The organism is Lysinibacillus sp. NPDC092081, from assembly GCF_044755845.1.
GTDB lineage: Bacteria > Bacillota > Bacilli > Bacillales_A > Planococcaceae > Lysinibacillus.
Genome location: NZ_JBIVRU010000013.1, coordinates 57893 through 80414, shown reverse-complemented (window position 1 = coordinate 80414; position 22522 = coordinate 57893). Strand labels below are relative to the sequence as shown.

General features: G+C 35.1%; 21 protein-coding genes and 1 other RNA gene. 12 read left to right on the top strand and 10 right to left on the bottom strand.

Annotated features, from left to right (window positions below):
- The first annotated feature begins 42 nt into the window (after positions 1-42).
- The 5 genes from ACIQLB_RS17640 to ACIQLB_RS17620 all read left to right on the top strand — a co-directional run bounded on the left by ACIQLB_RS17640 (position 43) and on the right by ACIQLB_RS17620 (position 8065).
- Positions 43-3075 (top strand): ATP-binding protein, encoded by a 3033-nt coding sequence (locus tag ACIQLB_RS17640; RefSeq protein ID WP_400728518.1) that lies wholly within the window; start codon positions 43-45, stop codon positions 3073-3075.
- A gap of 612 nt (positions 3076-3687) precedes the next feature.
- Positions 3688-4377, top strand: a complete 690-nt coding sequence (locus ACIQLB_RS17635; RefSeq protein WP_400728515.1) for a response regulator — start codon at positions 3688-3690, stop codon at positions 4375-4377.
- A complete protein-coding gene (locus tag ACIQLB_RS17630; protein ID WP_400728512.1) occupies positions 4374-5354 on the top strand; it encodes a sensor histidine kinase in 981 nt (326 codons plus the stop codon). The genes ACIQLB_RS17635 and ACIQLB_RS17630 overlap by 4 nt, the downstream gene beginning before the upstream one ends.
- Before the next feature lie 115 nt (positions 5355-5469).
- A complete protein-coding gene (locus tag ACIQLB_RS17625) occupies positions 5470-6231 on the top strand; it encodes an ABC transporter ATP-binding protein (RefSeq protein ID WP_400728509.1) in 762 nt (253 codons plus the stop codon).
- Positions 6221-8065 carry an FtsX-like permease family protein gene (locus ACIQLB_RS17620; RefSeq protein WP_400728506.1) on the top strand — a complete coding sequence of 615 codons (1845 nt, stop codon included), beginning with the start codon at positions 6221-6223 and terminating at the stop codon, positions 8063-8065. Before ACIQLB_RS17625 ends, ACIQLB_RS17620 begins: the two co-directional genes overlap by 11 nt.
- A gap of 47 nt (positions 8066-8112) precedes the next feature.
- On the opposite strand, the gene ACIQLB_RS17615 is transcribed toward ACIQLB_RS17620, so the two are convergent.
- Positions 8113-8553, bottom strand: coding sequence for a hypothetical protein (locus ACIQLB_RS17615; RefSeq protein WP_400728503.1), 441 nt, complete (start codon positions 8551-8553; stop codon positions 8113-8115).
- 172 nt (positions 8554-8725) lie between these two features.
- Here ACIQLB_RS17615 and ACIQLB_RS17610 point away from each other — a divergent pair, with 172 nt between their 5' ends.
- On the top strand, positions 8726-9364 hold the full coding sequence (locus ACIQLB_RS17610; protein ID WP_370082871.1) for a YfbR-like 5'-deoxynucleotidase: 639 nt from the start codon (positions 8726-8728) through the stop codon (positions 9362-9364).
- A 103-nt stretch (positions 9365-9467) separates the two neighbouring features.
- The gene (locus ACIQLB_RS17605) at positions 9468-9980 is read left to right on the top strand and encodes a zf-HC2 domain-containing protein (protein ID WP_400728500.1); all 513 of its coding nucleotides are present in this window, start codon (positions 9468-9470) and stop codon (positions 9978-9980) included.
- Positions 9981-10032: 52 nt separating this feature from the next.
- Here the strand turns inward: ACIQLB_RS17605 and ACIQLB_RS17600 are convergent, their stop codons facing one another.
- The 3 genes from ACIQLB_RS17600 to ACIQLB_RS17590 form a co-directional block, all read right to left on the bottom strand.
- Positions 10033-11049, bottom strand: coding sequence for an anti-sigma factor (locus tag ACIQLB_RS17600; RefSeq protein ID WP_400728498.1), 1017 nt, complete (start codon positions 11047-11049; stop codon positions 10033-10035).
- On the bottom strand, positions 11042-11572 hold the full coding sequence (locus ACIQLB_RS17595; protein ID WP_400728496.1) for a sigma-70 family RNA polymerase sigma factor: 531 nt from the start codon (positions 11570-11572) through the stop codon (positions 11042-11044). Before ACIQLB_RS17595 ends, ACIQLB_RS17600 begins: the two co-directional genes overlap by 8 nt.
- A 162-nt stretch (positions 11573-11734) precedes the next feature.
- Entirely contained in the window at positions 11735-12073 is a 339-nt protein-coding gene (locus ACIQLB_RS17590) for a zinc ribbon domain-containing protein YjdM (protein WP_400728493.1), read from the bottom strand.
- A 246-nt stretch (positions 12074-12319) separates the two neighbouring features.
- Here ACIQLB_RS17590 and ssrS point away from each other — a divergent pair.
- Together ssrS and ACIQLB_RS17580 are read left to right on the top strand one after the other, a co-directional pair.
- Positions 12320-12512, top strand: a non-coding RNA gene (gene ssrS, locus ACIQLB_RS17585) — 6S RNA.
- 335 nt (positions 12513-12847) lie between these two features.
- Positions 12848-13090, top strand: coding sequence for a DUF3923 family protein (locus tag ACIQLB_RS17580; protein ID WP_053595887.1), 243 nt, complete (start codon positions 12848-12850; stop codon positions 13088-13090).
- A gap of 183 nt (positions 13091-13273) precedes the next feature.
- Here ACIQLB_RS17580 and ACIQLB_RS17575 read toward each other — a convergent pair whose 3' ends face one another.
- Positions 13274-14455 carry a NupC/NupG family nucleoside CNT transporter gene (locus ACIQLB_RS17575; RefSeq protein WP_400728490.1) on the bottom strand — a complete coding sequence of 394 codons (1182 nt, stop codon included), beginning with the start codon at positions 14453-14455 and terminating at the stop codon, positions 13274-13276.
- A gap of 411 nt (positions 14456-14866) precedes the next feature.
- Positions 14867-15439, bottom strand: coding sequence for a tetratricopeptide repeat protein (locus ACIQLB_RS17570; protein WP_400728487.1), 573 nt, complete (start codon positions 15437-15439; stop codon positions 14867-14869).
- A 400-nt stretch (positions 15440-15839) separates the two neighbouring features.
- Between ACIQLB_RS17570 and ACIQLB_RS17565 the strand changes: the two genes are divergently transcribed.
- Together ACIQLB_RS17565 and ACIQLB_RS17560 are read left to right on the top strand one after the other, a co-directional pair.
- Complete coding sequence (locus tag ACIQLB_RS17565; protein WP_400728484.1) at positions 15840-16970, top strand: CamS family sex pheromone protein; 1131 nt, start codon at positions 15840-15842, stop codon at positions 16968-16970.
- Positions 16971-17050: 80 nt separating this feature from the next.
- Positions 17051-17506 carry a hypothetical protein gene (locus ACIQLB_RS17560; RefSeq protein ID WP_400728481.1) on the top strand — a complete coding sequence of 152 codons (456 nt, stop codon included), beginning with the start codon at positions 17051-17053 and terminating at the stop codon, positions 17504-17506.
- A 172-nt stretch (positions 17507-17678) separates the two neighbouring features.
- Here the strand turns inward: ACIQLB_RS17560 and ACIQLB_RS17555 are convergent, their stop codons facing one another.
- The 4 genes from ACIQLB_RS17555 to ACIQLB_RS17540 all read right to left on the bottom strand — a co-directional run bounded on the left by ACIQLB_RS17555 (position 17679) and on the right by ACIQLB_RS17540 (position 20809).
- Positions 17679-18092: a VOC family protein gene (locus ACIQLB_RS17555; RefSeq protein ID WP_400728478.1), complete on the bottom strand. Its 414-nt coding sequence runs from the start codon at positions 18090-18092 to the stop codon at positions 17679-17681.
- A gap of 382 nt (positions 18093-18474) precedes the next feature.
- Positions 18475-19116 (bottom strand): 3-oxoacid CoA-transferase subunit B, encoded by a 642-nt coding sequence (locus tag ACIQLB_RS17550; protein ID WP_400728475.1) that lies wholly within the window; start codon positions 19114-19116, stop codon positions 18475-18477.
- Positions 19116-19823, bottom strand: a complete 708-nt coding sequence (locus tag ACIQLB_RS17545) for a CoA transferase subunit A (RefSeq protein WP_400728472.1) — start codon at positions 19821-19823, stop codon at positions 19116-19118. The genes ACIQLB_RS17550 and ACIQLB_RS17545 overlap by 1 nt, the downstream gene beginning before the upstream one ends.
- A 107-nt stretch (positions 19824-19930) precedes the next feature.
- A complete protein-coding gene (locus ACIQLB_RS17540) occupies positions 19931-20809 on the bottom strand; it encodes a LysR family transcriptional regulator (RefSeq protein WP_400728469.1) in 879 nt (292 codons plus the stop codon).
- Positions 20810-21118: 309 nt separating this feature from the next.
- On the opposite strand from ACIQLB_RS17540, the gene ACIQLB_RS17535 reads away from it, so the two are divergent.
- The gene (locus ACIQLB_RS17535; protein ID WP_400728466.1) at positions 21119-22432 is read left to right on the top strand and encodes a short-chain fatty acid transporter; all 1314 of its coding nucleotides are present in this window, start codon (positions 21119-21121) and stop codon (positions 22430-22432) included.
- Positions 22433-22522 lie beyond the last annotated feature (90 nt).

Sequence of the window (22522 nt, the reverse complement as noted above, 5' to 3'; positions counted from 1 at the left end):
CCGAGGCATAATTGATTACAAGAAGAAATTTTGGAGGTTCTTATGTCACTGTTGAAAAAAGCGACTATACGACATTCACTTTTCATTATTTTAATTTTCATAGTGCTTACTGCACTTCGTTTACTTTGGCTAGCATACTTTCTCCCTTCAAGTGATCAACCGATTGCCCGGGAAGGTATATTTGATATACGGGATCAGCAGTTATCCGATGAAGAAGTTCTTAACTTAGATGGTGAATGGCTCTACTATCCCGGATCATTAATAGATCCCTTAAACATTAATACCCAATCATTTGAACAAACTACCCGAACGATTCCTATGCGAGATTCAGATGCAACGACCCAACGATATGGCTCATACCGTTTAAAAATCTTACTCAATCACAATGCTCCCAAAGATAATCGTTTTGCCGTTCGGATCCCTGCAGTGTCAACTGCTTCAGCATTATATATTAATGGAAAGTTGGTTGAACAGTCAGGAAAAGTAGCTACTAATTCACGTAGTCATAAAGGCCAAGCCGCTCCTTATACTCTTTACTTTACAAATGAGCAGCCTGAAATTGACATAATTTTACATGTATCTAATTTTGATACATCAATAAGCCCTACCATAGATAAAAGAATTTTATTTGGCTCTGCTTCAGCTATAGAACATCACCAAATGATTAACGATTTATCCCTTGCTACAATTTCAATAACACTCATATTGTTCGCACTTTTTAGCACCCTTGTGTTCTTGTTTATTAATCCAAAGCCAATTGTTTTACTGTTCACAGTAGGCTTTCTTTTACCTTTAGCAGATGAATTAATTTCATATGATCGATCTATACTCACTTGGATACATCTTGATTATGTATGGTCATTTAAGCTATCTACTATCATTTATCTCGGGTCTTCTTTTTTCTTTGTTCAATTTATGCGTGTTTTACTAGTCAAATATCATAATGCTAAATGCTTTAAATGGCTCTTTGCTTTCTATGGTCTTTCAGCATTTTTAACTATCATCTTACCGATTAATTGGTTATACACAATAAATTCTTTTTACTTTCTCCTTTATGTCGCTTCATTTTTATATGTAATAGCACTCTCTTTAAAAGAGTATCTTGAAAATCAAAAACAGAGCACTGTTTTTATTGCATTGACGGCCCTTGGTACAACGAATGGCATCATATGGGCGTACATCAAATCCATCTATATTTTTGATATACCAATGTATCCATTCGATTATTTATTTGCCATGCTAGGTTTTTCTGGTTATTGGTTTAAACGCTTTTTTGAAAATCAAGCGCAAATTAATCAATTGATTGCTAAATTACAAAAGGATGATGCATTAAAGGATGAATTTTTATCCAGTAGCTCACAAAAGCTGTGGGATCCCATGAATAAAATGATTACATTAGGACAGTCCATCTATGATAATCCAAACAACAAGCTTATGGCTGATGATAAACACAACCTGAAACATCTAATTGATATCGGGAGAAGCATGTCCTTTACCTTAAATGACATACTAGATTTTACTCGTTTAAAGGAAGGTCATTTACATCTCCATAAAAAGAACGTTAGCATCCAAAGTATAGTTTATGGTGTTTTTGATATGTTACGCTTTATAACAAGCGGAAAACAGATTCAAATGAATTCAACGATTCCTAGGTCATTCCCTAATGTAGTGGCTGATGAAAATCGATTGATTCAAATTCTTTTCAATATCCTACATAATGCCATTAAATATACGAGTGCAGGATCGATAAAAATCAGTGCCCATATAAAAAATAATATGGCAGTTATCCATATCCGTGACACTGGGTTAGGAATGGATGATGCTATCCAAAGTCGTCTATTTTCCCCTTACGAACAAGGAAGTGACAATAATAATGGGATCGGTCTCGGGTTATTAATTTCAAAGAAGCTTATCGAATTGCATGGTGGAACTTTGCAAATACATTCTATTCCTGACAAAGGATCGGATGTTTATTTTACATTACCATTAGCAGAGGGAGACCTTAAGGAGGAGCAATCCTATATTGAGGAAGAGGACATGCTTCTTCCTATTAAAGAACATAATTCATCATCGACAGTGGAAAAGCAATTTAATATTTTAATGGTCGATGATGATCCTGTAAACTTAACCATTATGCGAAGTTTATTTGCAACAAAAGAATATGCTGTTACTACAGTTACTAGCAGCGAAAAGGCATTGGAAATGTTACAGCAAGAGGATTGTTGGGATTTAGTCATTATCGATGCGATGCTACCTTATATATCTGGCTTTGCATTAACTGAAATAATTCGAGAACACTACTCATTGCTTGAGTTACCTGTCCTACTATTAACAGCTCGTAATTATTCCGAGGATGTTTATACTGGTTTCGCCAACGGTGCAAATGATTACGTTACGAAGCCTATTAATTCTGTAGAGCTAAAGGTCAGGAGTAGAGCCTTAATCGATTTAAAATATAGCATCAATCAACGACTACATTTGGAAACAGCTTGGCTTCAGGCCCAGATACAGCCGCATTTTTTATTTAATACTTTAAATACAATTGCATCACTTAGTACGATCGATACAGATCGAATGATTGACTTAATGCATCATTTTGGTGAGTATCTACATGCAAGCTTCGATGTGCGGAATTTACAGCGAGTTGTGCCACTTAAGGATGAGTTAGAGCTAGTACGGTCATATCTCTATATTAATCAGCAGCGTTTTGGGGACTTACTAAACATTGAATGGGATGTTGATGACAATATAAACATTGAAATCCCCCCTATCTCCTTACAAACTTTAGTCGAAAATGCAATTCGTCACGGTGTATTGAAACAGGAAGAAGGCGGTAAAGTTTGTATCCGTATAAAAGATTTTACGGATCATGTAGCAGTAAGTGTTATCGATGATGGCGTTGGGATAGATCCAAGTATATTAGATGAACTACAATCCGGTAGCCATTCACCAAACACTGGTGTAGGTCTACGTAATACGGATTTACGTCTTAAAAGGATTTACGGACAGAGATTACAAATTACAAGCGCACTAAATGAAGGAACAACTGTCACCTTCCATATTCCTAAAAAATAAATGAAAGAGGTCATCACCTTCTCAATTGAGTTGGTGGTGGCTCTTTTTTATACTTTCAAGTTACAATTACTATATTCAATAAAGAATATTAATGGATTTTTTAAAATCAGGGTACATTAAAAATATATAAATAAAGAAAGGCTACTCAGCATAACGTGGGGTTGATTTCTGTTCCGACTGGGCGCTTTGTCGCTGACGCTTTGCTTTCGCGCAGATAAAACATTGTCGCTGACGCTTTGCTTTCGCGCAGATAAAACATTGTTGCTGACGCTTTGCTTTCGCTCAGATAAAACATTGTTGCTGACGCTTCGCTTTCGCACAGAGCAGAGCTTCCTGGGGGCGTCGGGGCAATAGGAGGTTGGTCACGAAGGCGTTATCACAGGGCGTGATGCTTTTAGCCTTCGTTCCCCTCCCGCTTCGCTCCAGGGTCTCGGGCCAACACGATGTTGGTCACGAAGGTGTTATCACAGGATGTGATGCTTTTAGCCTTCGTTCCTTTATTGCTGATCCCCGAGGAGTCGCCCAGTCGAAACGAAGATCAACTAATATAAAGCGTATATTTTATTAAATTACCCATTTTTTAATGATACCTCATAAAGAAAGGTCGATAATATGTACAAAATATACATAGTAGAGGACGATATCAATATTTCAAAAATTATTGAGGAGCATTTATCAAAATATCAATTTGAATGCTATACCGTCCAACAATTTAATTATATAGTAGAAGAATTTCAAGCTATACAACCTCATCTAGTTGTTATGGACATTAACCTGCCAACCTATGATGGGTACTTTTGGTCGCGTAAACTCCGTCAGCTATCCAACTGCCCTATTATCATCGTATCTGCGCGTGTGAATGACATCGATCAAGTGCATGGTATTGAAAATGGTGCGGACGATTTTATCACTAAGCCCTTCTCGCTAGATGTGCTTATGGCAAAAGTGAATGGTCTTATTCGTCGTACATACGGAGAATACGCTTCCTCCGATTCTAATTCGATATCAATTGCTAATACAACATTAAATTCTAATACAGTTCGTCTTTACACAGAGAAACATGAGAGCCTGTTAACGTTAAAAGAGATGCAGCTTAGTACATTACTATTTGAAGCTTATCCTAATGTAGTTCCTCGTCAAAAATTGTTAAGTGCCATTTGGGATGATGAATCCTTCGTTGAAGAAAACACTTTATCTGTTAATATTGGCCGATTACGCAAAAAATTCGAGGCGATCCAATCTAGACTCGAAATTAAAACAATTCGTGGCCTTGGTTATCAATTAGTGGAGGCAGAAGAATGAAGCTTTTCTTGCGTGATCATGTAAGTGTAATCATTCTTTATTGTGTAAGCTTTTTATTATTACCCTGGATCATTCATTCATTGGATGATTTATCTTCACATTATCTTTATTTTATCTTTCTCGTTAGCTTTCTATTTACCATTTGGCTGATTGGACGTTATTATCGTAGAAAAAAACTCTATGCTCATTTACAGGAAAACACATTAACTAACGATAACCTCCATCTGTATGAACCACAGGCTATGATTGAGCAAGCCTACAGCCAAAAACTACGACAAATGCAATATCTATACTTAACACAGCAGCAATATTTAGAGGAGCAAGGGAAAGAAAAACAGCTTGTGCTTTCACATTTTACCCATCAAATGAAAACGCCATTGTCGGTTATTCAACTAATTATCCAATCGAATGCAAATAGCCAGCCCGAGCATTTACAAACAATTAATCAACAATGCGATAAGCTGACGTTTACTCTCAATCAGCTACTAACTTATGAACGCACGTCCAATCTTGTGGCTGATTTAAAAATAGAAGCACTCTCATTAAAAGAGCCTATGAAGGAAGTTGTTAACGATTTAAAGGATTATTTCATTGCCAAAGAAGTTTTTCCAAAAGTGACGCTTGTTGAAAATACGATTATTTATTCAGATCGAAAATGGTTAAAAATTGTGCTTTATCAAATCATCAATAACGCCGTTAAATACGGTAAGTCTGAAAGTTCTATCCAAATTATTTATGACGAAGCTACTTTACGCATTAAAAACGATGGAGATACGATTCCCGAGAGTGAAATTTCACGTGTCTTTGATTTATTTTATACAGGTGAGAAAGGGAGAACGAGCGGTGAAGCAACCGGTATAGGCTTGTATTTAGTGAAAAAGATTTTAACTGAATTAGAGCACCCTTTTACTTTAAAGTCCCACGAGTGCGTCACTACCTTTTCTATAGACTTTTCAAATAACGTGAAAAAATCATGATTGTAGGTTCGTATTATGACAACTTTGTCATATTGACGTCATAAAGCCAAATAGGTAAAATGCTGCTCCTTCTTTATACTTAAGCTATTCAATCGAAGTAAGGGAGTTGTTAAAGATGGGAAACTCAATCCTACAAGTGACTAATTTGCAAAAAGAATATTTCGGCGAAATCACATACAAGGCTTTGAATGGCATTGATTTTCAGCTTGGTGAGAACGAATTCGTAGCCGTAATGGGACCTTCTGGAAGTGGGAAAACTACATTTTTAAATAGCGTGTCAACAATCGATCGCCCTACCGCTGGCGAAATTCTTATAAATGATAGAAATCCTTATTCTTTAGATGATGAGGAACTTGCAAAGTTCCGACGTTCAGAATTAGGCTTTGTCTTTCAAGACTTTAATCTTGTCCACACATTAACGGTGAAAGAAAATATTTTATTACCGTTAACGTTAGATAGTTTACCTGCCGATAAAATGCAGCAACGACTTAAACATGTATCTCAATTTCTCGGAATTGAAGAGCTTCTATCAAAACGAATTTATGAAATTTCCGGTGGACAAAAACAACGTGTTGCTATTGCTCGTGCGGTTATTCATGAACCGAGTTTATTGCTGGCAGATGAGCCTACAGGAAATCTCGATTCCAAAGCAGTAAATGATGTCATGAACTTATTTAGTTCTATTAATACTGAGCTAAAAACTTCCATTTTAATGGTGACACATGACCCTTATGTAGCAAGCTTTGCCAATCGTATTATTTTCATTAAGGATGGTAAATTATATAACGAAATTCATCGTGGTCATAATCGGAAACAATTTTACCAGGAAATCATGGACACACTTGCTTTTTTAGGTGGTGGACAGCATGAGCTTTAATCATATCGTTGTTCAAAACATTTTACGTGATAAATGGACCTATGTTTCGTATTTCCTTAGCAGTATGTTCTCTATCATTATTTTCTTTCTATTTACAGTCATTGTGTTTCATCCGAGTCTTGCAAGTTTAGATTCCAACTCAACACTTGGCCTTGCATTAATGTTAGCGAGTTTGCTCGTTTATTTGTTTTCATTTATCTATATCGCCTATTCCATCATGGCCTTTTTAAAGAAAAAAACAAAAACACTAGGTATTTTTATGATTACTGGTGCATCGATGAAACAGATTCGTATGTTAGTCTTTCGTGAAAATATTCTAATCGGTGTCATGGCGATTATTACAGCCATTATTCTTGGGCTTGTCATTGCACCTCTCTTCTTAATGGGTGCCAAAGTTGTTTTAAAGGCAGAAACTTTCGGTATGTATATCCCCATTAAAGCAATCGTGTTAACTATTGGTTTATTCCTTGTATTATTCGTTGTGATTTCAAAAGTAATGACAAGATTTATTAATAAAGAAGCTTCCATTCAACTATTAAAAAGTGATGCTGTTATTGAAAAATCGATAAAACCACATTATCTTTTATTATTTATTAGTATTATTATTTTCACTACTTTAGCCTATTTATTAAAAATTGATCATGAGGTTATATATGGCTTTGGTGTTCTTTACTACACAGCGTTTTTCGCAAGTATTCTTTCTACCATTTATCTAGTCATCTCACAAGGTATGCACTTCCTGCTTAAAATTTTCGAGAGATCACCAGCCTATATGCGGAAAACGAATATGTTACTAGCTTCCAATCTCAATGCGAAAATGAAATCGCACGCAAATATACTATTTTTAATCACGGTCTTATTAAGCGGTGTATTTTTAAGTACAAGCATTTTATTTAGCTCTTACTATAATGTTGAAAAAGATAGTGAGGCAAATTATCCATACAGTTTTCAGTACATTGCACCTCCTAAGGCTGATCCAAGTATGGTAGAAGCTGATATTGAAAATATTGAAAAACAATTATCCACAGTGGATTCAGAAAAATATTTCATTGAATTTAAATCGAATGAAGATACACGACTTGGTTATATGTCGGTTTCCGACTATAACTTGTTACACAATGAAAAGGTTAGCTTAGGTGAAAATGAATTTATGGCAGTTGCTGGTAATCGTAAAACATTACCAATTACTAATGTAAGTGATGACAAATATCTAAAGCAATTTAAGCTTGTATCTGTAAATGAAAAAAATCTATTAACAACAGGTTTCCAACAAACGTATTTTATTGTGCCTGATGAAGTTTATAACAGCATCAAATATCCTGTCTACAAAGCTTATTTATTTGAGTTAGACAATTGGACAGAACATACAGAACTTGCGAAAGAAATTATTGGGGATATGCCCCCTATATATGAGGAACGTTATGTAACTTCAAAAATCGTATTGTATGACGGAGAGATGTTTATAAAAAGTGTAGAGTTCTTTATCGGCTCTATGTTGAGCTTGATTTTCTTAAGTGCAGCTATGAGTATACTCTACTTCTATTTACAAACGACACTTCTTCAAGAAAAAGAAAAGTATGTAGGCATACGAAAACTTGGACTATCTAAAAAAGAGTTATTCACTGTCGTTTCTAAAGAGCTGGCAATCCTTATATTTGTACCATTCGCGATAGCCACTACAATGTTATTTGCTACATTATTTGCTATGCGAAATATGGTTTCAACATCATTTTTACAAGTCTCAATGATGAGCTCTTTATGCTTCTTTGCCCTGTTCTTCGTTAGTTTTATATTTATTCGCAAAAGCTATTTTAAACGCTTGCTTAGCCTTTAATAAAAAAATCCGCACCCTTTGTGGAGTGCGAATTTTTTTATTCCTATTTACCAAAGCACAGGCTTTGCTACCATTAGCCATAACATAATTAGCAATAATAAAATATACATCCATGCTTTACGATGTAACAATGAAGTAAATTTTTGTTGGTCATAGGCAGGTGTATTAAATGTCTGTAAAGTCGGTTTAAACGCTCTAGCTAAAAAAACAATAGATACCAACATCACAAGAAATGTAAGAACAATCCAAGAGGTACTCCAATGGTAGCCCGCGTGCCACATTAATAAAATACCAGATGCAACAAGGACATGCCCCGAATGCTTGACGATCGTAATTGCCCCTTTAAAAGACTCAATATATGGCGACATTTCAACATGAGATGCTATACGCATTTTCTTAACAATTGTTAAAACAACGAACAAAGGCCCAATCGAAAGAATAGCACTTAAAATATGTATGTAAAGAAGAAGTGTATAAATTGAAATCATGGTGCATACTCTCCTTTTAATCTGTCCCCCTCATTATAGCACTCAACAAAAGCGTACTTTATCGTCAATTGTGAATCATTTGTAAATACAAATTGAATCATTGTAAAATTGTTTGAAATTTGCACAAAGAGGGTATGGATTATAGTAACATGCACATATAGAACAAAAAGGAGTGATTTTTATAGGTATTCATCAATTTTTTACAAGTCTTAACGACTTAGAGCGAATTATTCGTTGCCCTGGACGCTTCAAATTTGAGGAGCACAATGTGGCTGCTCACTCTTGGAAGGTATCACAATATGCAATGTTCTTTGCCACACTTGAAGAAATGAATGGAGCTACGGTCAATTGGAAATCATTATATGAAAAAACCATCAACCACGACTTTGCTGAAGTATTTATCGGTGATATTAAAACTCCAGTAAAGCATGCGAGTCCAGAGCTTAAGCAAATGCTTGCACATGTGGAAGAAAAAATGATGGAGAAATTTATTATTGATGAGATCCCACAAGAGTTTCAGGCTGTCTTCTTTGAGCGCATGAAAGAAGGTAAGGATAAAACTATAGAAGGTCTCCTACTTGAGTTTGCTGATAAGCTTGACCAATTTTATGAAGCCTTTGCTGAGTTAAAACGCGGAAACACAGATAAAGAATTTGTGCATATGTATCAATCAGCCCTTTCCAAGATTTTAACTATTCCTCTTGAAGCGTCGGTTCACTATTTCCGTACCGAGATTCTGAAGGATGCTGTAAAGGAAAAAACACATATTGATATTCAAGCTTTGACCAATGAAGTATTAACATCAAATTAATAGGGTGCATTACAAGTTTTCCGAACGAATTAACTCACGGAAGGCTTTTTTTATTTTCTCAAAAAAGTCGTATAATGGAAGGAGATCGATTGGAGGGAAGCTTTTGTCACAGGAATGTTCAATTGTAGAGGATTTATTACCTTTGTATAAAAAACAAGCGCTCCAAGCAACTACTGTAGAATTTATCGAACAACATTTAGCTATTTGTGAGCATTGTCGGCTGCTCGCTACTTCAAAGCAATCATTGGGCTATCCTTTATTAATGAAAAGAACGATAACATTTTTCCATCTTGTTTTTATCGTACTATCCTTTATGTTTGCCATTAACTCTTCCTTACTTGGCAATCAAACAAGCTTTGCTATATGTTACGCGATTTTTGGCTGCCTTACTTATTTCTTTTACAAAAATATTTGGATTGTTTTTGCTATCAGCTCTGTACCTGTTTTCGTCTGGGCCATTATTAACAATATTAATAATTCACTCTATGTCACCCACTACTCCTTAACGGAAATCGGTACACTGTTGATTGGAGCTAGCTACATAGCCCTTTTACATACTATTTTCGCACTATTTGGTGCAGGTTTTGCTATTATGTTTCGTAGGTTTACAAAATAATGTTACACCTGCAGAAAGAAGTTGTCTCAAGTATCTGAGACAACTTCTTTCATCACCAATTATACCCATTCATAAGCTCAACATCCCCTAGCATTTCATTAGAAATACCTTCTAGATCTTGAAGCATCCATAGTTGCTTTGTCGGTCCTGTTACAACAGCACCATAAGCTTGAAATCCATTCTTTTTAATATAATCATAGCGTTCTTGCAAATGGTGTAAACCGAGAAACTCCTCATAATAGCTTTTCTTTTCATTTTTCAATAGTTTTTCCATATTTCTTACCATCCAACGCTGGCTATCTTTCACAGTACTTGAGAAGTTACTTGATAAGTCCTGTGCTTCAGATATATGTGAATAATCATCACTAACTGTTAAGCCTCCTGATAGACCGATTCTATCATAAATTGTAATTGTACCACTGGAGCGGCCAGAAGCAGTTGGTTCAAAGGATTTAAACTCACCTGTATATAATGGCATCCAAACGATTCGGACGTCGTACGGAGCAAGCATTTTTACCAATTCTATAGGCTCTTTAAATGATGAAATTGAAAATGCCATTTCCGCTACAGTTCCATCAGGTAATTCTTCTAATATCTTCCATATATTATTGTTAAGTTGAGATGAGGTTGCTTTTCCCGTTACCGGATCTTCGGGTAAATTAAAATTAAATTGTTGTGATGTATTTGTCGACGGTAAGTCCATACTCAGAGATGAATTAGAATTCATTATAGATTTTTCAACATGCATTTCGCCGACTACTACCTTTTCCTTTCCTACCTGCTTCTCTAGAGGATAGCTAATTTTTTGCGTCAGAAATGGTGTTATTTCAGCAGGCGAACCCATAGAATATTGACCTTTCATATTTGGATGTAGCCATTCAAGTACTATTAAAGAGTTATAAGCATGTTTAAGATCAGGACGCGTTTTATCAAAAACGATGGACACCCCTGCTATATAGAGAGCATAAATAACGAAGCATATTAGCAATATACGCAGTACTCGAAATGTTAACGTAAAACGGTATTTTCTTAAAATCTTTTTTTCATTCTCCTGCGACCACTCAGTCATGTTGGAAACCTCCATTCTTTCTCACTATTTCTTCCAATCTTTTACGGGCACGATGCAAAAGTATTTTCACCTGCCCCTCAGAAAGCTCTAGGGCTTCCTGCAATTCTAAGTAGGTGAATTGTTCATATTCACGTAAATATAAAATCGTTCGGTAATTTTCAGGCAAAAATTTCAACAACGCCTGTACATCTTCTGTCACTTCCTGCGTTAAAAAATCCTCTTCTGGTAACCCATACGGACTTAGCATTTCATCTTTCCAAAATAAGTTTGCGAATGGAATAGTCCTTCGCCTTTTCTGCTTACGCCATTCATCTAAATACGTGTTCCGCGCAACTTTGAATAACCACGCTCTCACATCCTCCTCTTTATAAAACGACAGCGATATCGTAGCTCGTACAAATGTTTCTTGCACTAAATCTTCCGCTATATGCACTGATCCAGACATCTTCAGCAGAAAATAATATAACGATTTCGCGTATTTTTCATAAAGTTGCTCAAGCTCGTTTTTCCGCTGTCTGTCCATGCCATGCCATCCCCTCGTTTCGCTATTTCATAAGTAAAACGTATATCTTTTCTAAATGTTACAGTAATTACTAAATTTTTTAAAAAAATAAAAAGAGTCGGTTTAGAATAGCCTTCCAACATTAAGTTGGGGCGCTTCATTTCACGACTCTTTTTACAGTAATTATGCTTTTTTTACGAACTCAGACTTTAATTTCATTGCACCAAAGCCATCGATTTTACAATCAATATTGTGATCACCTTCAATGAGACGAATGCTTTTCACCTTTGTCCCAATTTTTAGCGTTGAAGAACTACCTTTCACCTTTAAATCCTTAATAACTGTAACGGAATCACCATCTGCAAGTAGATTGCCATGAGCATCCTTTACGAGTAACGTATCTGTGTCCTGCTCCGTTACATCAGTGCTCCACTCATGCGCACATTCTGGACATACAAAGTTCGTTCCATCCTCATATGTGTATTCAGAATTACATTTCGGACAATTTGGATAAGCTGCCATTTCCGCTTCCTCCCTTTACTTTTTTGCTAGGTAAACCCTGTATATTCTCCTATCTTTACATACTTCGCCCTATTAAGTAAAGGGCGTTCGTATTTTTCGTTCGTATTTGTGATAAATGTTTGAATCTATTTTATGTTTTTGGAGCTATTTCATTTTGGATAAGTATGATTTGGGATACTCGCCCATTGACTTTTTTGTACAAACCATCTTACTTGCAAGTTCGTTTAACATGCCTTATTATATTTTTAAAGGCTGCATTGTTCGTATAATATTAAGTTTTAACCTTTAAGCTGTAAAAGGGAGTTTTATTATTGGAGTTGGAATGACGGGCCTCACACCAAGGTGCATGAGGATAAGCAGGAAAGCTTCTGCGAACACCCACTTTGAGGAGTGGTGGTTTAAAACTTTCTATAATAACTACGGCATACGCGGCTTTTTAATTTAATCATACAGCCACAAGGCTTTTGAACGAATCACTCTCCATTATTGGAGGGTGACTTTTTTTTATCAAAATGAGCTAATATTGGTTGTCTGTTTTTTGTTCATTTAATTTATAAGGAAATCAGTCTTAAGGCTGAAAGGTAGCACCGCCTAAAGCTCGTTTCCAGTAAAAAGGAAAAGTGTTACAATAAAAACGCATTTATTAAAGAGCGTATTGATTTTAGAATGCTCATTGATTTTTAGGGAAGTACCTCGCTAGAAAGGTCATCAACCCTAAGTTATGGTAGTAAACCAAATACAATTATGAATAGAAAGGAGATATGTATTTTGAGTATGAAAATATGGTGGGCTATAAATATTGTATGGTTATTCATTTTTGCTGCTGGGGCCATATTTATTGGAGTAAGAGAAGTTGATTATGCAGGGGTAGTTCAAACTCCGGAAGTTAGAATGGTCTCATTCATTGTTTTGGGTATTGTATTTTTGATTGTTGCACTGTTTCAACTAATACTACTCATTTTTATTCATTTTGTTAAAAAAGGTACAACCAATACTTCAACAAAAAGACTATCTTAATAACGGTGGTCTTTGTAGTTTTCTAAGTCACTTAAATAAAGTGGCTTTTTTATATGTACTAATGTAAAAGTGCCTGTGTTCTATCCATCTACGAAGTGCAAAAACCACGCAGTCATAAAAAAAACGCACCCCAATAGATGTATCTATCAATTGGAGTGCAGTCAACTGCTTCTTTTTTATAAATTAAATAACAATACCAACAATTGTAGCCGTTAAGATACTAACGAGTGTGGCACCATACAACAACTTTAAACCAAAACGAGCAACTACATCTCCTTGCCTTTCATTCAAACCTTTTACTGCTCCGGCAATAATACCGATCGATGAAAAGTTTGCAAAGGATACAACAAATACAGAAATAATACCCAGTGTATGTGCACTCATAGACTTAGCTACTTCTCCAAGGCTTACCATTGCAACAAATTCATTCGTTACTAATTTGGTTGCCATAATTCCTCCGGCAGAAACAGCATCTGCCCATGGTACACCCATTAGGAAAGCTATTGGTGCAAAGATATAACCTAAAATGTCTTGGAAGGATATACCGAAAATCATATCAAATAGTGAATTGATTAAATCCATTAATGCTACGAAACCGATAAGCATAGCGCCAACAATGACGGCTACTTTAAATCCATCCATGATATATTCTCCAAGCATTTGAAAGAAAGTTTGCTTATTTTCATCTTCAATCGCTAAGATATCTTCACTTTCTTCTACGCTATACGGATTAATGATTGAAGCAATAATAAATCCACCAAACAAGTTCAATACAATCGCCGTGACAACATATTTTGGTTCAATCATCGTCATATATGCTCCAACAACTGACATTGAAACGGTCGACATTGCTGATGCACATAATGTATACATTCGCTGTGGAGTAATCTTATCTAATTGTTTTTTTACAGTAATAAATACTTCAGATTGACCTACCATTGCAGAAGCAACAGCATTATAGGATTCCAATTTCCCCATACCACTTACTTTACTTAAAAGTAAACCTATCCATTTCATGATGAAAGGAAGAATTTTGAAATGCTGTAATATCCCTATCAATACAGATATAAAAATAATTGGTAATAACACATTTAGGAAGAAGGAATACTCTCCTTTATTCGCTAAACCACCAAAAACAAAAGTTACGCCCGTACTTGCGTAAGACAATAAATGATCAAATACATTTGTAAATCCTTTGATTAGAACATAACCAAACTTCGTATTTAACAGTAATGCTGCAAATATAAATTGAATGATTAACATAATAATTATGTTTTTATATTTTATTTCTTTTTTGTTTTTACTCATTAACAGAGCTAAACCAAAAACAAGTAACAATCCACAAAAGGATATTAAGTATCTCATGAGTTCCTCCATAAATATATTGATAATTTTTGCGTTCGATATCCGAAACTACAAATCCTTCTTTCACTCATTATGTTCCATTATTGAAACTTGAATAACAGTTATAGATCTTAAAAATGAATTTATGTAGATAGTCAGACGTCAGACAAATCACTTCACTATACATTGTTTTCACTAGCAATTCAATAGTTAAAAGAAAAAAACTATGCCTGAAAGTAAACGATTACAAAATTATCGTTTTATAAAAAAAGACCATCATAAATGATGGCCAGCTTACTACAAGTTTTTGTAAACTTTATTCAAATTATACTTATTTACATGAACTTTTAAGGATAAATCCCTGTCCAATAATTATAAGTGACCTTTAAACCACCCAACCTTTTTATGATTATTCAATATAGGATCTAGGTATTAGCATTTCAATTTCTGTATAAAATTTAATGCTTGTTGGGTAGATTCAATAAGAGATACATCACCTTTAAGTTCCCTTAAATTTAATGCTTCTTTAAAGCATTTTTCTGCTTCAGCTATTTCCCCTATTTCTAATAAACACTTTCCTTTATGTTGTATGGCAAAGTCCAAATATAACAATTGATTGTTTGCCTTACATTTAACTAAAGCTTCGTTGAAGATTTCTAATGCTTTCATCGGATCACCGTTATACTTAATTGCCTCTCCAAGACGTATTAAGAACACAATTTCTCGATTGCTGTTGTTTTGATTGCTGGCAATAGTAACACATTTAGTTAAAATGTTAACAGCTATTTGTGGTTCTCCGTAAATTCTATATAAGTTCCCTAGCGTTCCCATTAGAAAATATTTTTCATCTTCATTCGTTAGATTTGCTAGTAAATCTTCAGCCATGTCTATAATTTCCCTTAATCTAAAAGGATTAGAAGTTTTTTCTCGAAGATACTCATTGCTATCAAAATAAATTATTTCATTTATTGTCAAAAGACAGTTTTTAAACTCCGGAAAATTCATTTTATCAATGCCTCCAATAGTTTTTAAATCATTAATAAAAAATTAAAGCGATGATATAAGGCGGATTTTGCATTTTATGACGTACGAAATATATATCAGTTTTTTTATTATATACTTTTACCATAATTCAACTTAAAATGTAAATATAAAGCAGTTGAAGATGAGATCCTGGAGCGAAGGGGCTCATCAGAAGCGCCTAGTGGAACGAAATCAACTCCACGTTATTGTTATGAATTCATTTTTAAAGGAATACTTTGAAGATTTATCGGAATAAAATCTCATTTTATCGGAACAATTTTAGCTTTTATCGGAACAATTTCAGTCTTAATTAGCCAACCTGAAGTCATCATAACTTTTGATACACGATTAATTATATAAGAATCAGTAAGGAGTATATTAAATGAATATAAAGAAGAGTATGCTGTTTTTTATATCACCACTATTTCTTTTAGCTTCTTGTAGTGATGATGATCAAGTTCTTAAAAATGATGAGAAAATGTATACATCATCAATTCAACAACAGGAAATATATGAAATTAAACAACCTGCAATATCTAATGTTTCAAGAGGGTTGATACTTAGTAATATGAACAATCCAATAAATGTCAGTGAAATTGAAAAAGGATTAATGGATTTATCAGTCGATCACTTTCCTACAAAGAAGTTTTATATGCAAGAAGGTCAATATTTAGATAAAAAAATAATCAATCAATGGTTAGATAGAAAATCAAAAGAAGGTTTTGGTTTAAACCCACCTATTGAAAAAAGTACTGGAGATATTTTAGAGGATGAAAAAAATAATCCTAAAATATTATCTCATGTCTTAGAACAAAATTTTGTTAACAAAGAAAACGGAAAAGTAGAAGGAATGTCTTTAGCCATATCCTTAAATGAATTTTATGACATTAGAGTACATGATGATAAAGGCTTAACTTATACAGATCAAGTTAAAGTCGATACTAACGAAGATGAGGTTAATGACGTAGAAAAATACGGTAAGGAAATAGCCGGAACTATAATAAAAAATATAAAAAATAACAATAAAATACCTAATATCCCTATTTATTTAACTTTATATCAAGAATCCAATAAAAATGATATAATTCCAGGAATATTTTTAGCTCAAACATTTATTCCAGAAGGCGAGGATAAAATAGATAAATGGGCTGCTATAGATATAAAAAATTATACATTCCCTTCAGATTCACTTTATAGTATAGACAAAGATACTTATAGTAAATTATTAATTTTCAAAGAAGATATTCAAGAAGGCTTTAAACATTTAAATCCTAAAATAGTTGGTAAACTTCGATATGAAAACGGAAATTTAACAGACTTAAAAATAGATGTTAATGTGCCTTTAATAAATGATACTGAATTGATTGGCCTTTTACAGTTGACTAGTACTAAATTGAATACTGTTTTATTTGATTATATTCCTATTTCTATTCGTATTATAGATCAAAACCAAGATGTCGGGATTGTCCTCTGGGATCCCACTGAAAAACAGATTTATGCAACTCCATTCTAATTTATTTTATTAACAGCTTTCTTTTTGTATAATTCACCTCCATTTTGCGCATATATGGTAGTAACAAGGGAGGTTATTACATGAAGAAGTTATTTTATTTGTTTTTACTAGCCACACTACTCTTATCAGCTTGCGGGAAAAACACTGCTCCAAAGGAAGTTGCCGTCGATAAAAATACTTCCGTTGAAGATATAGTGGGAGCCATCGTTAAAAATAAATTTACCGTTGAAGAAAAGAACGGTATCGTATCAATCTCTATACAGGATACTGATGTGAAAAAAGGTATGAAAAATCAAATGCTGAAGGATTCCACTAAAATATTTGCAGAGCTGTCTAAGCTACAAAGCGTTAAAACTCCAGCTATTAATTGGTATGCACCTTTAACGGACCCTAAGGGGGATAAATCTATGACGGAGCTATTGAATATTTATTTTAGTGAGGAAGATTTTAGAAAGGCTAATTGGGCAAACTATACCCAGCTAGATATTGAATCCATTGCTACTCATTATCATCAAAGTGCTGCTTTAGGACAATAGAGCATTCCAACAATAAGATACCCCTCCTTGTATAGAGAAGAGGTATCTTGTTTTATTTATTAATTACTTCAGACAAAAGTTTTTTTGCTTAATACCTTTTCTATCTTTTGATATTAAAGGTTGTAATTAAATACTGCGCAGGGTATAAAAGTGGTTCGAATCGCTTATCTATTTAAATACCCTCTGTGTTCATCAATACAAGACGCCAGCCATCGGGATCTTCAATTGTGACACCTTTTTCAGCCCAATATTGATTTTCTGGTTCCACTTCAGGGTAGCCCATTTGCAATAAGCGTTCAGCAATATGCTGTATGGTTGAACGATTCGGGATATACAATACGAGCAAATTATCTTTTGTTGGTGCTGGGCAAGGACTTCCTTCAATATGCTCTGTAAACTCTAAATGATAACCAGCATTCGGAAGACCAATCATGATACCTATGTATCCCCGATGTCCTGAAAAAGAACCGATTTTTTCTAACCCTACGCCTTCACAGTAAAATTTTTCAATTTCCTTTATTTTATCAGTCGGCCGTGCAACGCGTACCTGTGCTACCTGTAATTCATCTGACCATTGTTGTCTCATTGTTATTTTTCCCCTTTTCGACCATTGTACAATTGTAAAACAGAGCTTGAGAACAGCCAATAGTCTGAAAAATCACAATCAACCTTAATGCTCTTCAAATACCCGCGAAGCGACAATACTACTTTCAAAAATCACAAATATATTCTTTGATTGACACTCCGAATGAAAAATAACCAGCCCTATTAAAGAACTGGTTACATTCAATCACTTTACCCCGCATTAACGGGCAGTAATTGTGTACCGAAAGAGAAGCATCGGGTACAACCTCAAGATTAAACGGAAGCAAAAAAGTTATGGGAGGTTAACTGCCCGTAAACGCCCGATTGGTGAAGACTAATAATCAGTGGGGATGAAGAAAATCCCCACTGATTAAAGTTTCACTTTATCCTGTTATGACAACACTAAAAGAAGCAGCTGTCTTCTCTTTCACTTCCTCTAATGTGACACCTTCTGCTAATTCTATAAGCTGCATGCCTTCATCTGTAAAGTCGAAAACAGCCAAATCTGTAATTAATCTATGCACAACGCCTTTTCCTGTTAACGGTAGCTCACATTGTCTTTTTATTTTTGACTCGCCGTTTTTATTGACATGCTCCATCACGACGACTACTCTTTTCGCCCCTACTACAAGGTCCATGGCTCCTCCCATACCTTTCACCATTTTTCCTGGAATCATCCAATTCGCAAGGTCACCCGTTTCAGATACTTCCATGCCACCTAAAATAGCAAGATCGATATGACCGCCACGAATCATGGCAAATGATTCAGCACTATCAAAGAAGGAAGCGCCTGGAACAACCGTTACCGTTTCTTTACCCGCATTAATTAAATCAGGATCGACGGCTTCTTCTGCTGGATATGGACCAATGCCAAGGAGTCCGTTTTCTGACTGTAAAAGGACATCATAATCAGTTGGAATTGCATTAGCCACTAGCGTCGGGATACCAATTCCTAAATTGACGTTCATGCCGTTTTGTATTTCTTTTACCGCTCTATTTACTATTCTTTGTCTTGTATCAGCCATCACACGTCCCCCCTTTTCACCGTCAAACGCTCGATACGCTTCTCATAATGTTCACCTAGTAAAATGCGTTGCACGAACACCCCTGGCGTGTGAATATGATCTGGATCTAGCTCTCCTACTTCAACGATTTCCTCTACTTCTGCAATCGTAATTTTCCCTGCCATTGCAGCTAAAGGATTAAAATTACGTGATGTTTTCCTGAAAACTAAATTTCCTAGCTTGTCTGCCTTCCATGCTTTGACAAGGGCAAAATCTGCGACAATACCTTTTTCTAAAATATATTCCTTGCCATCGAAAACCTTTACTTCTTTTCCCTCAGCAATAGGTGTTCCCACTCCAGTAGCTGTGTAAAAACCCGGAATTCCTGCTCCGCCAGCTCGCATACGCTCCGCCAACGTACCTTGTGGTGTCAATTCTACTTCAAGCTCCCCACTTAAAAATTGCTGCTCGAAAATTTTATTTTCACCTACATAGGATGCAATCATTTTTTTGATTTGTTTATTTGCTAATAAAAGCCCTAAACCCCAATCATCCACACCGCAGTTATTGCTTACAACTGTTAAGTCATTTGTTCCCCTTTGTACTAGCGCTGCAATTGACTTTTCTGGGATACCACATAGCCCGAAGCCCCCTACCGCTAATGTATCTCCATCTTTAATATCAGCGACGGCTTCCTTAAACGAATTCCACACTTTGCCCTTCCCCATATCGAAACCCCCTAAAATTGCTCACTTATTAAGAAAAATTCTACCTCAATACCATTTTATAAGTAAAGGAATTAATTAGAATACTATTTATTCTAAAAGTGCATAAATCATTTTTCAGAACGTATTGTATTGAGTAACTGCTTTAATGCAAAAGATTGATATGTATTTTTCTTCGTAATAACACCTAAACGCCATGGCATGTCAAAATTAAGTAATGGAATAATTTTCACATTTTTATTCGTCTGCTTTGCGGCAATGGAATATGGTAAAAGCGTCACCCCTAAATTCGAGGATACTAGCTCGACTATTAAATCCCATTGCGAGCTTTTATAGCCTATTATTGGTGTAAATCCTACGCTTTTACATGATTTAATAACATAATCATGCAGTGTGAATTCCTCTGTAAAGATAATAAATGTTTCATTTTTTAAATCTTGTAATAGAATATGTTCTTGCTGAGCCAATGGATGGGACTCATTGATAAAGACAAAAAACTGGTCTTCCACAAATGATTGGACAGAAAATTTCCTTCCATCTGTAGGTATGACAACAATCCCCATATCAACATCGCCATTTTCTACTAATGTTCCGATCATTTTAGCTCCACGTTCCACAAGCTCTAAATGCACCTTTGGATACCGCTTATGAAACTTTCGAGCAATTTCAGGAAAAAATAGTGTACCAATTAGCGGCGGAATCCCTAATTTAATCGTACCTGTTTCGATGTTCGATAAATCATCCAATAATATATGTAAATCATGTACAGAACGTATTATTTTTTGTCCTTGTTTATAAACAATACTACCTGCGTCTGTTAATTCTATATTGCGTGTAGAGCGGTTTAATAACTCTACACGCAGAGCATTCTCCAACTTTTTAATGCTTTTGCTTAATGAAGGCTGTGACACAAAGGATTCACTAGCAGCCTTAGTAAAGCTTCCATGTTCAACAACATTCATAAAGGCTTTTAAATCTCGCAACTCCATATTGATACCTCCTATTTATTCTAATTTGTTATAAAAATTATTCCCAAACCCCCTATTCAGTAATAAATTCTCCTCGTTTTATACTAATCCTTCTTCTTAATAAATATGTAGACAAATACAATAGCAATAAGCATTTGTTATAATTTTCATAATATTTAATTACTCGCCATACCCAAGATAACAACCATCAATTTATTTCTACATCAAGTTAGATTTATTGTGCTTAATACCCATTCTATCTTCCTTTATTCATTTTTCTATGTACAATTAGCAATAAGGGATGGCAGAAAAGGAAAGGGGATTTCTAACATGAAAACGTTAACAAGAGTTTCGAATGCTATCATGGAAAAGTATTTACCTGACCCATACATATTTGTCACTATACTCACAGTATTAGTATTACTTTTAGGGGTTGCATTAACAGATTCTTCTCCGCTCGATATGGTGATCTATTGGGGAGATGGTTTTTGGGAACTATTAGCATTTACAATGCAAATGGTGATTGTCTTAGCTGCAGGTCACATTTTAGCGAATAGTCCGGTCTTTAAAAAAGGATTATCAGCCATTGCAAGTAAAATAAAAACACCAGGTATGGCCATTATCATTGTTACTTTCGTATCATTAATAGCTTGCTGGATTAACTGGGGATTCGGACTTGTCATTGGTGCCCTCTTTGCAAAGGAAATTGCCCGTCATGTTAAAAAAGTAGATTATCGTTTATTAATTGCTAGTGCCTATTCAGGCTTTGTTATTTGGCATGGCGGACTAGCTGGTTCTATTCCGTTATCCATTGCGACTGAAGGTCATAAGTTTGCTGACATTATGGGTATCATCCCAACAAATGTTACACTCTTTTCAACTTATAACTTATTTATAGTCATTGTTATCGTCTTCACCTTACCGTTGTTTAATCGTTGGATGATGCCAAAGAAAGAAGATACGGTTGAGGTTGACCCTGCTTTATTAATAGAAGAAAAAACAGAGCTGCCTAAACCCGAAAACAACTTTGCCAGCCGCTCTGAACGTAGTTATATTTTAACGATTTTAATTGGTATTATTGGACTTATATATTTAGTACATCATTTTATTACGAAAGGCTTTGCTCTTGATTTAAATGTGGTTAATACGATTTTTATTGTGTTGGGTATCATTTTCCATGGGACACCACAGCGTTTCCTTGCTGCTGCACAGGATGCTATTAAAACAACAACAGGAATAATTTTTCAATTTCCGTTTTATGCAGGAATTATGGGCATGATGACCGCTTCTGGTTTAGCTGCTGTATTCTCAGAATGGTTCGTTAATATTTCTAATGAACATACCTTCTATTTGTTCACATTTTTCTCAGCAGGACTTGTTAACTTCTTTGTTCCATCAGGCGGTGGACAATGGGCGGTGCAAGCTCCTATTATGCTAGATGCTGCAACCACTTTAGGTGCCGACTATGCAAAAACCGCTATGGCTATTGCGTGGGGTGACGCTTGGACGAATATGATTCAACCGTTCTGGGCACTTCCAGCCCTTGCAATCGCTGGCTTAAAGGCTAGGGATATAATGGGCTTTTGTTTATTCATTTTAATCTTCACAGGCATTATTATTAGCATTGGCTTCCTTTTCTTCTAGCCGAATATAAAGTATTTAAACTTCACGCAGATGTATATGACCATACATTTTCGTGAAGTTTTTTTGTACCTTTTAAAAACTAAGAGATCC

Coding starts and splice junctions, on each gene's coding strand:
- ACIQLB_RS17640 (WP_400728518.1), top strand. CDS start 43: ATGTCACTGTTGAAAAAAGCGACTATACGACATTCACTTTTCATTATT.
- ACIQLB_RS17635 (WP_400728515.1), top strand. CDS start 3,688: ATGTACAAAATATACATAGTAGAGGACGATATCAATATTTCAAAAATT.
- ACIQLB_RS17630 (WP_400728512.1), top strand. CDS start 4,374: ATGAAGCTTTTCTTGCGTGATCATGTAAGTGTAATCATTCTTTATTGT.
- ACIQLB_RS17625 (WP_400728509.1), top strand. CDS start 5,470: ATGGGAAACTCAATCCTACAAGTGACTAATTTGCAAAAAGAATATTTC.
- ACIQLB_RS17620 (WP_400728506.1), top strand. CDS start 6,221: ATGAGCTTTAATCATATCGTTGTTCAAAACATTTTACGTGATAAATGG.
- ACIQLB_RS17615 (WP_400728503.1), bottom strand. CDS start 8,553: ATGATTTCAATTTATACACTTCTTCTTTACATACATATTTTAAGTGCT.
- ACIQLB_RS17600 (WP_400728498.1), bottom strand. CDS start 11,049: ATGACTGAGTGGTCGCAGGAGAATGAAAAAAAGATTTTAAGAAAATAC.
- ACIQLB_RS17595 (WP_400728496.1), bottom strand. CDS start 11,572: ATGGACAGACAGCGGAAAAACGAGCTTGAGCAACTTTATGAAAAATAC.
- ACIQLB_RS17590 (WP_400728493.1), bottom strand. CDS start 12,073: ATGGCAGCTTATCCAAATTGTCCGAAATGTAATTCTGAATACACATAT.
- ACIQLB_RS17580 (WP_053595887.1), top strand. CDS start 12,848: ATGAAAATATGGTGGGCTATAAATATTGTATGGTTATTCATTTTTGCT.
- ACIQLB_RS17575 (WP_400728490.1), bottom strand. CDS start 14,455: ATGAGATACTTAATATCCTTTTGTGGATTGTTACTTGTTTTTGGTTTA.
- ACIQLB_RS17570 (WP_400728487.1), bottom strand. CDS start 15,439: ATGAATTTTCCGGAGTTTAAAAACTGTCTTTTGACAATAAATGAAATA.
- ACIQLB_RS17565 (WP_400728484.1), top strand. CDS start 15,840: ATGAATATAAAGAAGAGTATGCTGTTTTTTATATCACCACTATTTCTT.
- ACIQLB_RS17560 (WP_400728481.1), top strand. CDS start 17,051: ATGAAGAAGTTATTTTATTTGTTTTTACTAGCCACACTACTCTTATCA.
- ACIQLB_RS17555 (WP_400728478.1), bottom strand. CDS start 18,092: ATGAGACAACAATGGTCAGATGAATTACAGGTAGCACAGGTACGCGTT.
- ACIQLB_RS17550 (WP_400728475.1), bottom strand. CDS start 19,116: ATGGCTGATACAAGACAAAGAATAGTAAATAGAGCGGTAAAAGAAATA.
- ACIQLB_RS17545 (WP_400728472.1), bottom strand. CDS start 19,823: ATGGGGAAGGGCAAAGTGTGGAATTCGTTTAAGGAAGCCGTCGCTGAT.
- ACIQLB_RS17540 (WP_400728469.1), bottom strand. CDS start 20,809: ATGGAGTTGCGAGATTTAAAAGCCTTTATGAATGTTGTTGAACATGGA.
- ACIQLB_RS17535 (WP_400728466.1), top strand. CDS start 21,119: ATGAAAACGTTAACAAGAGTTTCGAATGCTATCATGGAAAAGTATTTA.